Source organism: Stenotrophomonas sp. YJH_SMC_54 (assembly GCF_059368435.1).
In genome coordinates, this window is sequence record NZ_JCAFRS010000001.1 from 155,356 (window position 1) to 169,157 (window position 13,802).

The window sequence follows — 13,802 nt, forward strand, 5'->3', positions numbered from 1 at the left end:
GCGCTCCTGGAAGGTGGCGGGCCGATACCGGCATCTTGCCCCTGTAGACGCCTCTAGTCAACACCTTTCATCTACTTGCATCATGGTGCGGTTGGGCGGGCGGGCTGGCGATCCACAGCCGCAATGCCGCTGCTGCCAGACGCTCACGCTCAACCGGGCCGCGTGCGGCCAGGACACCCTCGAGATACTGTTGGCGGTGCCGGCGCGGACTGACCGCCGTCCAGCGCCCGTCGGTACCCATGCGCCGGTAGCCGTCCAGTTGCAGCAGGCGACGTGCTTCGCAGTGCAGGCGCCAGTCGCCGCTGCTGCTGTCAACGTCGCGACCATCATGGAGGCGCGGCATCTAGAACGGCCCTGCCGCGTGCTCGGCCAGACTGCGTCTGCGCTGTGGCATCAGCCAGACCTTGGCGCGTTCCTTGCCCACCACGCGGGTGCGCACGCCATGCCGCTTCACCACGTAGGCGGCGGCCTCGTTCACCTCGCGACGGTTGGGCCTGTCGATGCCCACCGCGATGACGATCTCGGTGGCGCGGTAGTGCGCGCTCCAGTGCTCGGCAGGGAGCGACCAGTCGAAATGACGATCGATCAGTTCGGCGATCGGCGAGATGGGCTCGTGTTCGCTGTTGGTGGCATTCAGCGCATCCAGTTCCTCGGCACTCAAGTGCCAGGTCTCGCCACTGCAGTACAACGCATGGGCCTCAGCCCAGACCTGCTGCATGTCGATCCGCGCCGGTTCGCCCAGCGCCACGGCGTGCACGGTCCACCAGCGGGTGTTGCCGGTGGCATCGCGGAGGAAGCGTTCGTCGTTGACACTGGCAAACAGGATGGTGCGCCGCGCATAGCGGGATTCGGTGCGCGCGTAGGGGCGACGGATCTCGTCATGGCTGCGCGAGATGAATGATTTCAGCGCCGCGATATCGGTACGGCGGAAGGTGGCATCGACTTCGCCCAGCTCGACGATCCATCTGGAGATGACCTGCTTGACGCTGTCCTTGTTGGCCGGATCCAGCACCACCCCGTCGGCGATCAGATGCAGCTCTACCGGCGCCAGCTGCCGCGCCCAGCGTGTCTTGCCCAGGTTCTGTTTCGAAACGAACGTCAGCACGCCGCGCGCGACCACGCCATCGGGCTCAAACGCCGCAGCCACGCCGGAGATCAGCCAGCGCCGCATCAGGACTTCCTTCAGCACGCGGCCGTCGGCCATGTGCGTGGGCTTGGCTTCCTGCACGGTATCGAAGAACGCCTGCAGGCGGGACTGGCCATCCCACGGCCGTGAGGTGATCCAGCTGGCGACCGGGTTGTAGGGATTGGCCTCGGCCACCTGGCACAGGTTGGTCTCGAAGCTGGCGGTGGCCATGCCAGCGCGGTGCATGCAATCCATCACTTCGCCCGCCGCGACCTCCTTGGCGTTGTCCACGGTCGTCTGCAGCCCAGGGACCAGAATCTCCAGATCCTTGCGGATGACGTTGTAGCGCACGGTCACACCGGTACGACGGCACAGCTCGGCCAGGTTGCGGGCGGTTGGCAACGGCCGCCCGCGCGCGTTGGTATCGGGAAACGGGGTGAAGGCATCGAATGCGGACAGGTTGCCCGGCACCTGGTAGCGCGCGCTGGCCGATGACGGCGCATCGTCCAGCGCCACGTCGTCGCCCCCTGCCGGCGGCATGGGGGGCAACAACTGGGCACGCACGGTGTCCAGCCCCTCGCGCAGATGCAGGTCGTTGAAGTCGGTAGGGCGGTCATCGTCGCCATGCAGCGCGGCGAACTCGGGCCAGACCACGCGGGCATCGATGTCCGCGGCAGCCTGCGTGGCCAGGGTGACGCCAGGGTTGTCCAGCGGCTGCCGCGTCCACTGATCGTTGTCGGCACACAGCACGAATGACGCGTCCGGCATGGCGCCGCGCCAGGCTCGGGCGACAGCGCCAAGGTTGCCTGCATCCCAGGCCACCACCACGCACCAGCCCGTGGCCTGGTGGATGGATCCGGCGGTGGCATAGCCCTCTGCAATGGCGATCGGCTGGCCGGTAACCGGCTTGCCGATGACATGGAAGCAGCCCTGCTTGCGGCCACCGGAAAGGAAGTCCTTGTCGCGGCCAAGTGCTGGATCCACGCGGGGAAAGATCGCCTGCAACGAGACGATACGGCCCGCGCTGTTCATCACCGGTACCAGCAGGGCGCTGTCGATGTGGCGGAAGACAAGGCCATCGCTGTTGCGCACCGGCCATGGCGCCACACGCAGGCCATGTGCGTGGATGCCCTTGCGTACGAGATACGGGTGGTGGGCATCGGCAGGAATGGCACGGTTCCACAGCACGTTGGCCGCCTTGGCGGCGGCGTCCTCGCGTTCGCGCTGATGCCGTTCGCGCTCGCTGCGGGCCGCCTCCTGGCGTTGCCTGATGGCACGCTGCTCGGCGGCGCTCAACGCGGTCGGCGATTTCGCGCACCAGGCATGGCGGGTGCCGGTCCGCCAGCTGCCGAACTCGCCGGCCGGCACGTGGTCTCCAAACAACACCGCCCAACCATTGCGCGTGCCACGACGGTCGCCTTCCACATGGAAGCGCACCAGCGTGCCATCGGCGTTGAGCGCGTCGCGGCCGCGCGCGTCCGGCACGATGCCGTGCGCGTGCATGGCCTGCAGGAACGCGGGAACGATGTCCTGCGTGGGATGCGGTGTGTGCATTCGACAAGGCCCCTGGGAACGTGGATCGGTCCACGGCGGCCGATGGCGGCCAACGTGCTGTGCAGTGTCCGGCGTGCGCAGGTCACGCAGCGGCCGACCGACGCAGTGTGGTCAGGATGTGATGGGAGTGGTGATACGGTCATGGTGTCGGAACGGCGCTTCATTTGCAACACCTTCCAGCACCTTGCATCCCTGGCCATGACGGCGCCACCCAGTACGCGTTGGATCTGCGATGGCGTTCGCAGATCACTGTGATCGTGCCGATGCGTCGCAGTTGGCGAGAACCGGTTTTCGGATGATGCTATCGCCGTCAGCGACGGCCCTTCGTTTCTCTCCATCGCGCCTTCGGGCGCCCGTGCACAAGGAGCCTGCATGCCTGAAATCCACTGCAACCACGAACGCCGATCCGCCGCGGAGTCCGCGTCGTTGACGGTCGTTGCGACGTTCTCAATCGGTGCGACCGCCCCTCGATAAAATACAACCCGCATGACGGACACCATCGACGAAGCGCAGGAAATGGAAGCGCGCCACCTGCAACGCGCCCTGGCCCAGCACGCAACGCGGGCCAGCAACGTTGCCCCTCTCACTCCCATGGGGGAATGCCACAACCCGGACTGCAGCGAGGACTTCGACAACGATCCGGCAAGACTGTTCTGCGGGCCTGCCTGTGCCGAGCGTTTCGAAGCCATCCATCAACACCGCAACGCATAGGAACAGGGGACATGTCTCTGAACAGCAACGACGCTGGCTTCACCGAACGCATCGCCGGTTTATCGGCCGAGCTCGCCGTGCTGGTGAGCTTGGTGGAGAACCACATCCATCTGCAGCTGGCTGATCTGGCCGACTCGGGTGATGTGGATGCACAGGAGCGATTTGCGGTAGCCGATCCGGAGCGCTGGTTGGAGAACGCCCGCAACAGCCTGCAGGCGGGTTTCATGTTCCTGGAGCGCGCGGTGCAGCAACCGGCGCGGTTCTAGTCATCCGGTGCGGGGGCGGAAGGGGCCGGCCAGGCTGCCTTCCGTCCCCCTCGGGCAGTGGACGATCCCCTGCGCTGGAGGCTGCGTCATAACGTCGCACTGGCCGCCGGGCAACCCTGAACGTGGTCCAAGGTTGACCGCAGGCCCGTAGAATGGCCGGGTGCGTCGTTCTGTCCTCCACCGCCGGTTCCAGGCCCTGGCATGGCTAGCCATGCTGCTGGTGCTGCTTGCCCCGCTGGTGAGCCGCTGGCTGGCGCATGGTCACGTTGCAGCGGCTGTGCCGGTAGCGGCGATGGACCATTCCCAGCATGCGCAGCATGCGATGGAGGGCCATCACGACCACCACGCGATGGCGATGCAGCAGGGCGAGGTCGCAAAGAAGCCGCCCGCCGATCCACACGCCGCGCATGAGATGGGCGTGGACTGCGACTACTGCCTGATCGCCGCGCGGCTGATCACCCTGCTGGTGGCGGCATTGCTGCTGTTGGCACCGATGGTATCGATATGCCGTGCGCTGCGTGGTGCAGTGCAGGCGTTGCCGCAGCGGGTCAGCGGCACATTGGGAGCGCGTGGGCCGCCGGTCTTCATGGCTGTCTGAGCCCTGCGCGCACGCCTTTGGATTGATTTTCCCAAGCTGCCAGGCATGGCCTGGCGCGACTGCGTGCGCGTTCCCCGAACTCCCTGAGCTGCCCTGCCACTGCGGGGTGGCCCTGCATGCCGTGAACAGATGAAAACCAACCCCAACTCCGCGCGCCTGCGCAGGGCGGCGCTGCCTGCCATGTGCGCGTTGCTCCTGCACACCGCCTCTGTACTTGCCGCCGATGCGGCACCACCGACCACGCTGGATACCGTGCGCGTGGTCGATACCCGCAGCGGCGAGCTGTCTTCCACCTCCAGCGCAGGCTCTGCGTTGGGCCTGAGCGTGCTGCAGACACCGGCCAGCCTGACGGTGATTTCGCGCGAGCAGCTGGAACAGCGCGGCGACACCAACCTCAATGATGCGATCAGCCGCGCCGGTGCGATCAGTGCGATGCCGCACCCGGGCAACGGCCTGAGTGCGCTGTCCAGCCGTGGCTTCACCGATGGCGCTTCCGTGATGCGCCTGTATGACGGGCTGCGCCAGTATGGCGGCGTGGGCATCACCTTTCCGTTCGATACCTGGTCCATCGAGCGCATCGAAGTGCTGCGCGGTCCGGCCTCGGTCATCCATGGCGATGGTGCCATTGGCGGGGTCATCAACATCGTGCCGAAGAAGCCGACGCGCGGTGCCATCGAGAACGAGATCAGCGTGACCGTGGGCAGCGAGGACACCGCACGTCTGGGCTTCGGCAGTGGCGGCGCGCTGACGCCCGAGCTGGCCTACCGGCTGGATGTAAGGGGCAACTACAGCGGTGGCTGGGTTGATCGCGGGCACAGTAGTGATGCCACCTTCTCCGGCGCACTGCTGTGGCAACCGCGTGCGGATCTGCAGCTGTCGCTCACCCATGCGGAAGGCTATCAGCAACCGATGCGCTACTTCGGCACGCCACTGGTGGATGGCCGCCAGCTGGAGGCGCTGCGCCACCGCAACTACAACGTGGAAGACAGCGACATCCGCTACCGCGACCGCTGGACCCAGCTCGATGCGCTGTGGACGCCGAACGCAAGCGTCGAATGGCGCACGCGCCTCTACCAGATCGACAGCCAGCGCGATTGGCGCAATGCCGAAGCCTACGTCTACAACCGCGCTACCGGCTTGATCGATCGATCTGGCAATACCGAGATCACCCACAATCAGGACCAGACCGGACTGACCTCGACGCTGCGTGTGCAGGGAACGGCGGGTGGCCTGCAGAACAACTTCGCGGTGGGCCTGGACGCGAACCGCGCGCACTTCAAGCACACCAACAACACCTATGCCGGCAGCTCGGGCCCGGTCGATCCGTTCGATCCGGTGCCGGGCCAGTTCACCAGCGACGCGCCGAACCTGCCGCGCTACCGTAATCGTGCCGAGCAGTACGCGCTGTTCGTGGAAGACCGCTTGGCGCTGAGCGAGCGCTGGTCGGTGCTGGGTGGGCTGCGCCACGACCGCGCGCGCATTGATCGTACCGATCTGATCAGCGGCCAGAACGCGTTCTCGAAGACCTACCGCAGCACCGGCTGGCGTGCAGGCACGGTGTTCGCGTTGCGGCCGACGCTGAGCCTGTATGCGCAGTACTCGCAGGCGGCGGACCCGGTCAGTGGCCTGTTGATGATCAGCCCGGCCAACGGGGCCTTCGACCTGGCCAAGGGCCGGCAGATCGAGGTGGGTCTGAAGCAGGCCTTCGATGGCGGCGAGTGGACGCTGGCGGCGTACCGCATCCGCAAGACCGGGCTGCTCAGCCGCGATCCGCTGATGCCGGATCGCCGCGTGCAGGTGGGCGCACAGACCTCGCGTGGCATTGAGGCGTCCTTGAACTGGAACTTCGCGCCGCGCTGGTCGCTCGATGCCAATGCCACGGTGCTGAAGGCCGAGTTCGAGGACTTCCTGGAAACCACCGGTTCGCCGGCGGTGCTGGTGTCGCGTGATGGCAACGTGCCACCGAACGTGGCCGAGCGCCTGGCCAATGTGTGGCTGAGCTGGCAGTTTGCACCGGACTGGAGTGCGGCGGGTGGCGTGCGTTACGTCGGCAAGCGCTACGCCGACAACGCCAACACCTTGGAGCTGCCCGGCTACAGCACCACCGACCTGGCACTGACCTGGCAGGCGGCACCGCGCACGCGGCTGTCGGCGCGGCTGTTCAACGTGTTCGACAAGGCGTACTACGCCACCGCGTACTACACCAGCACGCAGTGGCTGCTGGGTGCGGACCGGCGCGTCGAATTCACCGTCGATCATCGCTTCTGAGGAGGCTGGCGATGACGTTGCGATCCACCGCCAAGCGCTGGATCTATCTGGTGCACCGCTGGCTGGGCATCGGCGGATGCCTGCTGATGTTGCTGTGGTTTGTCAGCGGCATGGTGATGCTGTTCGTCGGCTACCCGAAGTTGACGTCCGGCGAACGGCTGGCGGCGTTGCCGGTGCTGGGGGATGCTCGCGATCTGCAGGGGCTGTCGGTACTGCCTGCCGTGGTGCAGGCCGAGCCGGAGGTTGTGGCGCTGACGACGCTGCGTGGCGAGCCTGCGTATGTGGTGCGCAATGGCAGCAACGTGGGCGCCTGGTCTGCCGTGACCGGCCAGGCGCTGCTGCCGGTGTCGGCACAGCGTGCCGAAGCATCTGCTGCGCAGTTCGCGGGCGGCCAGGCCTTCGTGGGTGCGACGCGCGTGGATGAAGACCGCTGGACGCATTCGCGCGCACTGGACGCGCACCGGCCGCTGTACCGCGTGGAGGTGGGGGGCGCGCAGCCTGGTGACCTGTATGTGTCTTCGCACACCGGCGAAGTGGTGCTGGACGCACCGCATGTGCAGCAGCGCTGGAACTATGCGGGCGCCTGGCTGCACTGGTTGTACTTCCTGCGCATGCAGTCGGTGGACCCGGTGTGGACGTGGGTGGTGATCGTGCTGTCCGCGCTGTGCACGGTGGCGGCGATCAGCGGCATCGTGGTGGGTGTGTGGCGCTGGCGCTTCTGTGGGCACTACCGCACTGGCGCGAAGACGCCGTATGTCGAGCCCTGGATGCGCTGGCACCACCTGATCGGGTTGGTGGCAGCGGCATTCGTGTTCACCTGGATCTTCAGCGGCCTGATGTCGATGAATCCATTGGGCGTCTTCAGCAGCACGCGCGAGGCGATCGACAGCGGACGCTATCGTGGCGGCGCGGTAGCGGTGGATGGCGCGCTGGGTGAACCGGCGGCGCTGCTGGCGGCCGTCGACGACGCGCGCTTCAAGCCGGTGGAGATCCAGTGGCGACGCATCGGTGGTGAGCTGTTCGCGGTGTTGCTGGACGGGCAGGGCGAGACCCGCATTGTGTCCGGCAGTGATGGTCATCTGCAGGTTGCGCGGTTGCTGCCGGCCGCATGGCTGCAGCAGAAGGTGCGGGCGTTGTCCGATGCGCCCGTGCAGGGGTACTGGGTCCAGCATGCAGCGGATGCGTACTTCTACCCGCGTGCACCGGAAGCCATGAACGGCGCAGCGGTACGCCGCTTCCCGGTGGCGGTCGCTGATTTTGACGATGCCGAGGCGACGCGGGTCTACCTCGATCTGGCCACTGGCGACCCGTTGCTGACGATGGGGCGTCGCGAGCGCGTGGGTCGCTGGCTGTTCCACTTCCTGCACAGCTGGGACCTGCCGGCGATGCTGCGTCAGGTCACCGCCCGGCTGGCGGTGTTGCTGCTGCTGAGCCTGGCTGGCGCTGCGTTGTGTGCAACGGCCACGGTGATCGGCTACCGCCGGTTGCGGATGAAACTGCGGCGCAGGCGGCGGTAGCATCCTGCCGCGAGCGCGCCGTCTGTGAGACTATCCGGAGTTCCTGGCCATGAAGGCCGCGGCCCGCAGTCGATGTCGATGGCCAGGGAGTGCAGGGGGCACCGTACTTGCAGCGTTTCAATGGTGGTCCCTGGATAGGATTTCCACACAACGTAAATGGAGCAAGGATGAACTACGTTTCGATGGGTGTTCTCGCAATTGGAATTGCAGCGGCATCTGCGGGCGCGCAGGCCAAATCGTTCCCGCGTCTCTACAACCTCCCGACCACCACCACGGCTTCCGTGTCCAATGCCCTTCCGGCGCCGGGGCAGGTGATCCAGCTTTCTGCGCAGGTCGATGGCCAGGCGCTGGGGCTGTATCACATCCCGGGCAATGAGCAGATCGGTGGCTTCGTCGAATTCAAGGTGAATGGCCAAGCGGTGGGTAAAGTGCAGGTCAGCACGACCAATACACCAATGGCAGGTCTCGTTTCCCAGCTTGACCAGGCTTGCTATGCGGCAACACGCGATGTCCAGTTCTGTACGCATCGCTATGCCTATGGCAGCCCCGCCAAGGTTGCGGTGAACTACACCGTGCCCGCCGGCTTCACCACCGCATCGATCACCGCCACCTTCAGCGGCGATGGCCAGTTCTCGCAAGGTTCGGTGTCGGCGCCGATCAACCTGCGCAACATTCCAACCTTTGGTGAGATCCGCGGCGCAGGCAACAAGTGCCTCGACGCCGAAGGCGCCAACACCGGTCCGGGTACCGCCATCCAAGTGTGGGACTGCACGCCGGGCACGCCGCAGCAGTTGTGGACGGTGAAGCCCAACACGTCGACCATCACCGGTGTGCCCAGCAACCGCGTACTCGATATCGTAGGTTACGGCACCAGTAATGGAAGCCGGATCCAGCTGTATGACGCGCACGGTGATTGGAACCAGTCATGGAAGTTCACCAATACCTCCATCGTCGGCGTGGGCGATAAGGTGCTCGACGCCATCGGCGCCTCCAGCGCCAACGGCACCAAGATCCAGCTTTACAGCAACGCACAGACTGCCAACCAGAAGTGGGAGTTCAATCCGGCCAACGGCTCGATCGTCGGTGTCGGCGGCAAGTGCCTGGATGTGGAAGGCGCCAACACGGCAGATGGCACCCGCGTACAGCTGTGGGACTGTACGGGTGTACCGCAGCAGCGCTTCGAACTGGGTTCGGATGGATCGATCCGCGGGCTGGGCGGGAAGTGCCTGGAGGCAGCCGACGGCGCAAGCCATGACGGCAATGCGATCCGCATGTGGTCCTGCAACGGCGGTGCGCACCAGTCGTGGCGCCTGGTCGGCGAGATCCGCAATCCGCAGACCAACATGTGCCTGGATGATCCTGGCCTGGGCAACACCAATGGCTCCAAGGTGCACATGTGGATGTGCCATGGTGGCGACAACCAGCGCTGGCAGTTCTCCTCCTACTGAGGAGAGCCAGGGCTGATGTCATGCTCTGGAACCGCGTGCCTTCGGGCGCGCGGTTCCGTACAGGCGTCACACCCGCAGCCAACGTGTGGACACGGCCACCAGCAACAAGGCCGTGGCCACACCGATGAACGCAGCAATCAGACCGAAATGATTGGCGGCAAAGCCGATCAACGCCGGTCCGGCAAGGATGCCGGCAAAGCCCAGCGTGGAAACGGCGGTGATGGCCAGCGCGCCGGGCATGCGGGTCTGGTGGCCGGCCAGCGAGAACAGCGCGGGCGCGATGTTGGCGCAACCGAGGCCGACCAGCACATAGCCCGCCAATGATGCCTGCCACGGCGTGACCAGGGTCAGCACCAGCACGCCGGCAGCGGCGAGCAGCGCGCCGAACACGATCGCGCGCTGGCGGCCCACGCGTGCCACCAGTGCATCGCCGAACAGGCGCGCGACCGTCATGGTCAGGGTGAAGGTCACATAGCCGACGCCGGCGAGGCTGGCATCGACGCGACGTACATCGCTGAGGAACACCGCGCTCCAGTCGAGCATCGCACCTTCGCCGAGGAAGGCGACGAACGCCAGCACGCCGATGAACAGCACGATGCCATGCGGCAGGGCCAGCATCGGTGTGTCGTGCGGCATGCGTTCGCTGTGCCAGTAGGTCGCCGACAACAGCGTCACCAGCAGCATGGTGCCGACACCGATCAGCACCGATGCCAAGGGCGGCAACTGTGCGGACAGCAGCACGGTCATGGTGGCCGCGCCGAGGAAGCCGCCAATGCTGAAGAAAGCATGGAAGCCAGACATCATCACCCGCCGTGCTTCGCGCTCGACGATGACGGCCTGCACGTTCATCGTGCAGTCCATCGCGCCCACGGCCGCACCGAACACGAACAGCACCACGCCCAGCGTCCAGGCCGAACCCGCCAGGGCCAGGCCGGGCACGGTCAGGCAGATCAGCAGGCTGCTGGCCACCATCACCCGGCGGCAACCGAGGCGTGCGGCCAGCACGCCGGACAAGGGCATCGCCAGCAGCGAGCCGGCACCGAGGCAGAGCAGCACCAGCCCCAGCGTGGCGTCATTGATCCCGGTGCGCGCTTTGGCGAATGGCACCAGGGTGGCCCACAACGCGGTGGCGAAGCCGGGAATGAAGAACGCAGCGCGGGTCGCGTGCTGTTCGGCACGCGCGCGGTTGGCAAGGGACATGAGCAGTACGGTCAGGGAGGCGTGGGGTGCACCGCGATACCGGCGGCGTGGAAGCGAGCCGCCAAGGCGGGCGGTGCGGTGGTGGTCAGCACCAGGTCGTCGATCTCGTCCAGGCTGGCGATCTGCCAGTTGCCGCGGGCACCGAGCTTTTCAGTGGTGGCGGCGACGATGACGCGGCTGCTGCAGGCCACCATCGCACGCTTCAGCGTGGCCTCTTCCGAATCCATTGCCCACACACCGGTGTCGCCGTCCACCGCGCAGGGGCCGGGCAGGTACACGTCGGCACGCAGGCGCTGCACCTGGGCCAACGCCTCGGCACCGACCGCACCGCCACCGCTGGCCAGGCGCCCGCCGATCAGCTGCACTGAAGTGCCTTCGAGCATGCTGGCGGCGGTGGCGATCTGCGGGGCATTGGTGATCACCGTCAGCCCGAGAGCGGCCGGCAGCTGCTGGGCGATCGCCAGATTGGTCGAACCGGCATCGAGCAGTACCACCTGGCCGGGTTGCAGCAGCGCGCAGACGCGGGCGGCCAGCTCGGCCTTGTCGCCGCGGTCGCGGGTCAGGCGCTCGCGCAGCGGCCGTTCCTTGGGCGGCGGCAGCACGGCGCCGCCGTAGACGCGCTGGCACAGGCCCTGGGCGGCGAGCTCGCGCAGGTCGCGGCGGATCGAATCTTCGGAGACGGCATAACGGCGCGCCAGTTCGGCGGCGACCACGCGGCCCTGCTGGCGCAGCTCCTCGAGGATCTGCCGGGTGCGCTGGGCGGGTAGGGGGCTGGGGTCGGCGCTCATGCCGCAAGTCTGCACGTTCGTGCATAATCATGCAACAACATGCATTGGTCGGGAGGGCACAGGGCGGCTGGACTGCCGGTGAACCCGCCCGCCCCGGGGTCTATGGATCGGCCTCGCGGCCCGGCATCATGGCGGGGCACTTGGCATGGAATCCCTGATGTCTCCCACCGTTCACCGCAAGCTGCGCATCGGCGCGGACCAGTACACCGGCCAGAAAGTGGTCGACCAGCAGTTCCACGAGTGCGATTTCTCCGGTGCGGACCTGACCGGCACCGAGTTCATCAACTGCAGTTTCTACGATGCCGACAGCCGCGCCGGCTGCCGCTTCAATGGCGCCACGCTGAAGGAAGCCAGTTTCCGCAGCTGCGATATCAGCATGTGCCATTTCAATTTCATCAAGGCGCTGGGCCTGGAGATCAGCGAGTGCCGTGCGCAGGGCGCGGATTTCAGCAACGCCAGCTTCATGAACCAGATCACCACGCGCAGCTGGTTCTGCAGCGCGTTCATCAAGAAGTCGAACCTGCGCTATGCCAATTTCTCGCGGGTAACGCTGGAAAAGTGCGAGCTGTGGGAAAACCGATGGGATGGCGCGAATGTGAGTGGCGCCAGCTTCGCCGGCTCGGACCTGTCCGGCGGCCAGTTCGAGGGCATCGACTGGAACAGCGCCAACTTCACCGACTGCGACCTGACCAACTCGGAGCTGGGTGAGCTGGACCTGCGCAGCACCAACCTGCGTGGTGCCACGCTGGACGTGCAGCAGGTGGCGCTGTTGATGCAGCGCATCGGCATCACCGTGGTGCCGTAGGCATCACCCGGCGTACGCCACCCAGCCCTTGAAGCTGAAGCCTGCGTAGAACAGCTCCACGCCGTCGAAGCCGGCCTCCTGCAGCAGCGCCACTTCCTGTTCGGGGGCCAGCAGCGGCAGCCGCTCGGCGATGGCCTCGATCGCGCGCTGTGCATCGGCGTGGGCAACGCCCGAGGCTTCGGCGAACGCTGCGTAGCGCTGCAACCAGCGCAGCTTGCCGGCCGGTTCCTGCGGCACGCTATGGTGGGCCACAACCAGCGGCGCGCCGGGCTGCAGGCGCCGGTGCAGCTCGCGCAACGTGTGCAGGCGCTGCCCGGCATCGAGGAAGTGCAGGGTCAGCAGGCAGCTGGCCCCATCGAAGCGCAGATCGGGCGCATCGTCGATGTAGCCTTCCAGCAGTTGCACGCGCGGCATCAGCGGACCCAGTGTCTGCTCGGCCAGGGCCAGCATCGGCGCGGCCGGATCCACGCCCAGCAGCTGCCAGCCCGGCTGCGCCTCGGCAAAAGCCTTCAGCTCCAGCCCGCCACCGGCGCCCAGCACCAGCACACGGCCCTGCGCGGGAACGCGTTCGGCCAGCAGCAGGCGGCTCATCTGCTGCAACGCGAGGAAACCGGGCACCTGGCGCAGCGGCGCTTCGGCATAGCGGGCCACCGCCTGCGGAACGGAGAACGTGGACATGCGCGGATTCCTGCGGCGGGGGACATACCACTGTAGCGCGGCGCGCAAGAGGCATTGCTCGCCGCTGCCACACGGGCAGGACAGGGCTCAGGCCGCTGCTGCCTCAAGCACGTCTTCCAGCCGCACCTCGCCGAGGAAGCCACCGCTGCTGGTTGCCGGCTGCTGCGCTTCGATGGCGTGGGCGAACTGCACGCCGGCGTCGTCCTGCAGGCGCTCGAACAGCTGCTGCACCCTGGGGAACTCGCGACGATCGACCACCTGGTGATAGTCGTTCCAGCGCGCGATGCCGGCGAAGTACGCATCGGCGAAGCTGCGCTGTTCGCCCAGCAGCCACGGGCCTGTGCCGATCATCTGCTCCAGCGCCTGGTGGGCGTGGCGCACCTTGGTGGTGCCATAGGCACGCAGCGCCTCGCCGTCATCGCCCCCGGCGTGTTCCAGCGCATGCCAGAGCGGCGCGTAGGCACCGAAGAAGCTGGTGTTGAGATAGGCCAGCCGGTGGTTGAGGCGATCGAAGCCGGGCGTGCCCTGTGCGAAGCCCAGCCCCTGCGCGATGCCCTTCGCGGCCAGATGGTTGAGGATGGCCAGGCTCTCGCTGAGCAGCTCGCCCTGCGCGGTGCGCAGGGTCGGGGTTTCACCCAGCGGATTGAGGCGGCGGTAGTCTTCGCCCTGCACCTGGCCGGGCATGTCGATGCGGCACAGGTGATACGGCTGGCGCAGCCATTCCAGGGCGACGATGGAGCCGAACGAGCAGCCCGAGGGCACGCCGTAGAAGAGGATCGGGGTCATGGCAGGTTTCCGGTTCAAGCCGCGATGCGGCGGGTGAGGAAAGCGTGCCTGCGTGGA

13 protein-coding genes are annotated in these 13,802 nt (G+C 66.7%); 7 read left to right on the forward strand and 6 right to left on the reverse strand.

What is annotated here, in order from left to right:
• Window positions 1-67: 67 nt before the first annotated feature.
• Both AC5P5S_RS00835 and AC5P5S_RS00840 read right to left on the reverse strand, forming a co-directional pair.
• The gene (locus tag AC5P5S_RS00835) at window positions 68-343 is read right to left on the reverse strand and encodes a DUF7696 family protein (RefSeq protein ID WP_062606602.1); all 276 of its coding nucleotides are present in this window, start codon (window positions 341-343) and stop codon (window positions 68-70) included.
• A complete protein-coding gene (locus AC5P5S_RS00840; protein ID WP_062606604.1) occupies window positions 344-2,680 on the reverse strand; it encodes a VapE domain-containing protein in 2,337 nt (778 codons plus the stop codon).
• A 486-nt stretch (window positions 2,681-3,166) separates the two neighbouring features.
• Here AC5P5S_RS00840 and AC5P5S_RS00845 point away from each other — a divergent pair, with 486 nt between their 5' ends.
• The 6 genes from AC5P5S_RS00845 (at window position 3,167) to AC5P5S_RS00870 (ending at window position 9,488) form a co-directional block, all read left to right on the forward strand.
• A complete protein-coding gene (locus AC5P5S_RS00845; protein ID WP_005408344.1) occupies window positions 3,167-3,391 on the forward strand; it encodes a hypothetical protein in 225 nt (74 codons plus the stop codon).
• Window positions 3,392-3,402: 11 nt separating this feature from the next.
• Window positions 3,403-3,657, forward strand: a complete 255-nt coding sequence (locus AC5P5S_RS00850) for a hypothetical protein (protein ID WP_012479313.1) — start codon at window positions 3,403-3,405, stop codon at window positions 3,655-3,657.
• A gap of 211 nt (window positions 3,658-3,868) precedes the next feature.
• On the forward strand, window positions 3,869-4,255 hold the full coding sequence (locus AC5P5S_RS00855; RefSeq protein ID WP_005412471.1) for a DUF2946 family protein: 387 nt from the start codon (window positions 3,869-3,871) through the stop codon (window positions 4,253-4,255).
• A gap of 129 nt (window positions 4,256-4,384) precedes the next feature.
• On the forward strand, window positions 4,385-6,523 hold the full coding sequence (locus tag AC5P5S_RS00860) for a TonB-dependent receptor (RefSeq protein ID WP_062606606.1): 2,139 nt from the start codon (window positions 4,385-4,387) through the stop codon (window positions 6,521-6,523).
• Window positions 6,524-6,534: 11 nt separating this feature from the next.
• Window positions 6,535-8,040: a PepSY domain-containing protein gene (locus AC5P5S_RS00865; RefSeq protein ID WP_087803463.1), complete on the forward strand. Its 1,506-nt coding sequence runs from the start codon at window positions 6,535-6,537 to the stop codon at window positions 8,038-8,040.
• 281 nt (window positions 8,041-8,321) lie between these two features.
• Window positions 8,322-9,488: an RICIN domain-containing protein gene (locus AC5P5S_RS00870; RefSeq protein WP_240791808.1), complete on the forward strand. Its 1,167-nt coding sequence runs from the start codon at window positions 8,322-8,324 to the stop codon at window positions 9,486-9,488.
• A 66-nt stretch (window positions 9,489-9,554) separates the two neighbouring features.
• Here the strand turns inward: AC5P5S_RS00870 and AC5P5S_RS00875 are convergent, their stop codons facing one another.
• Both AC5P5S_RS00875 and AC5P5S_RS00880 read right to left on the reverse strand, forming a co-directional pair.
• On the reverse strand, window positions 9,555-10,688 hold the full coding sequence (locus AC5P5S_RS00875; RefSeq protein WP_049459421.1) for an MFS transporter: 1,134 nt from the start codon (window positions 10,686-10,688) through the stop codon (window positions 9,555-9,557).
• Between the two features lie 11 nt (window positions 10,689-10,699).
• Entirely contained in the window at window positions 10,700-11,476 is a 777-nt protein-coding gene (locus tag AC5P5S_RS00880) for a DeoR/GlpR family DNA-binding transcription regulator (protein WP_012479318.1), read from the reverse strand.
• A gap of 157 nt (window positions 11,477-11,633) precedes the next feature.
• Here AC5P5S_RS00880 and smqnr point away from each other — a divergent pair, with 157 nt between their 5' ends.
• Window positions 11,634-12,281: a SmQnr family pentapeptide repeat protein gene (gene smqnr, locus AC5P5S_RS00885; RefSeq protein WP_044569588.1), complete on the forward strand. Its 648-nt coding sequence runs from the start codon at window positions 11,634-11,636 to the stop codon at window positions 12,279-12,281.
• A gap of 3 nt (window positions 12,282-12,284) precedes the next feature.
• On the opposite strand, the gene AC5P5S_RS00890 is transcribed toward smqnr, so the two are convergent.
• The gene (locus AC5P5S_RS00890; protein ID WP_012479320.1) at window positions 12,285-12,959 is read right to left on the reverse strand and encodes a class I SAM-dependent methyltransferase; all 675 of its coding nucleotides are present in this window, start codon (window positions 12,957-12,959) and stop codon (window positions 12,285-12,287) included.
• An 87-nt stretch (window positions 12,960-13,046) separates the two neighbouring features.
• Window positions 13,047-13,745 carry a glutathione S-transferase family protein gene (locus AC5P5S_RS00895; protein WP_060380287.1) on the reverse strand — a complete coding sequence of 233 codons (699 nt, stop codon included), beginning with the start codon at window positions 13,743-13,745 and terminating at the stop codon, window positions 13,047-13,049.
• Between the last annotated feature and the right edge of the window lie 57 nt (window positions 13,746-13,802).

Coding starts and splice junctions, on each gene's coding strand:
- smqnr (WP_044569588.1), top strand. CDS start 11,634: ATGTCTCCCACCGTTCACCGCAAGCTGCGCATCGGCGCGGACCAGTAC.
- AC5P5S_RS00855 (WP_005412471.1), top strand. CDS start 3,869: ATGCTGCTGGTGCTGCTTGCCCCGCTGGTGAGCCGCTGGCTGGCGCAT.
- AC5P5S_RS00845 (WP_005408344.1), top strand. CDS start 3,167: ATGACGGACACCATCGACGAAGCGCAGGAAATGGAAGCGCGCCACCTG.
- AC5P5S_RS00865 (WP_087803463.1), top strand. CDS start 6,535: ATGACGTTGCGATCCACCGCCAAGCGCTGGATCTATCTGGTGCACCGC.
- AC5P5S_RS00890 (WP_012479320.1), bottom strand. CDS start 12,959: ATGTCCACGTTCTCCGTTCCGCAGGCGGTGGCCCGCTATGCCGAAGCG.
- AC5P5S_RS00875 (WP_049459421.1), bottom strand. CDS start 10,688: ATGTCCCTTGCCAACCGCGCGCGTGCCGAACAGCACGCGACCCGCGCT.
- AC5P5S_RS00895 (WP_060380287.1), bottom strand. CDS start 13,745: ATGACCCCGATCCTCTTCTACGGCGTGCCCTCGGGCTGCTCGTTCGGC.
- AC5P5S_RS00860 (WP_062606606.1), top strand. CDS start 4,385: ATGAAAACCAACCCCAACTCCGCGCGCCTGCGCAGGGCGGCGCTGCCT.
- AC5P5S_RS00850 (WP_012479313.1), top strand. CDS start 3,403: ATGTCTCTGAACAGCAACGACGCTGGCTTCACCGAACGCATCGCCGGT.
- AC5P5S_RS00880 (WP_012479318.1), bottom strand. CDS start 11,476: ATGAGCGCCGACCCCAGCCCCCTACCCGCCCAGCGCACCCGGCAGATC.
- AC5P5S_RS00835 (WP_062606602.1), bottom strand. CDS start 343: ATGCCGCGCCTCCATGATGGTCGCGACGTTGACAGCAGCAGCGGCGAC.
- AC5P5S_RS00840 (WP_062606604.1), bottom strand. CDS start 2,680: ATGCACACACCGCATCCCACGCAGGACATCGTTCCCGCGTTCCTGCAG.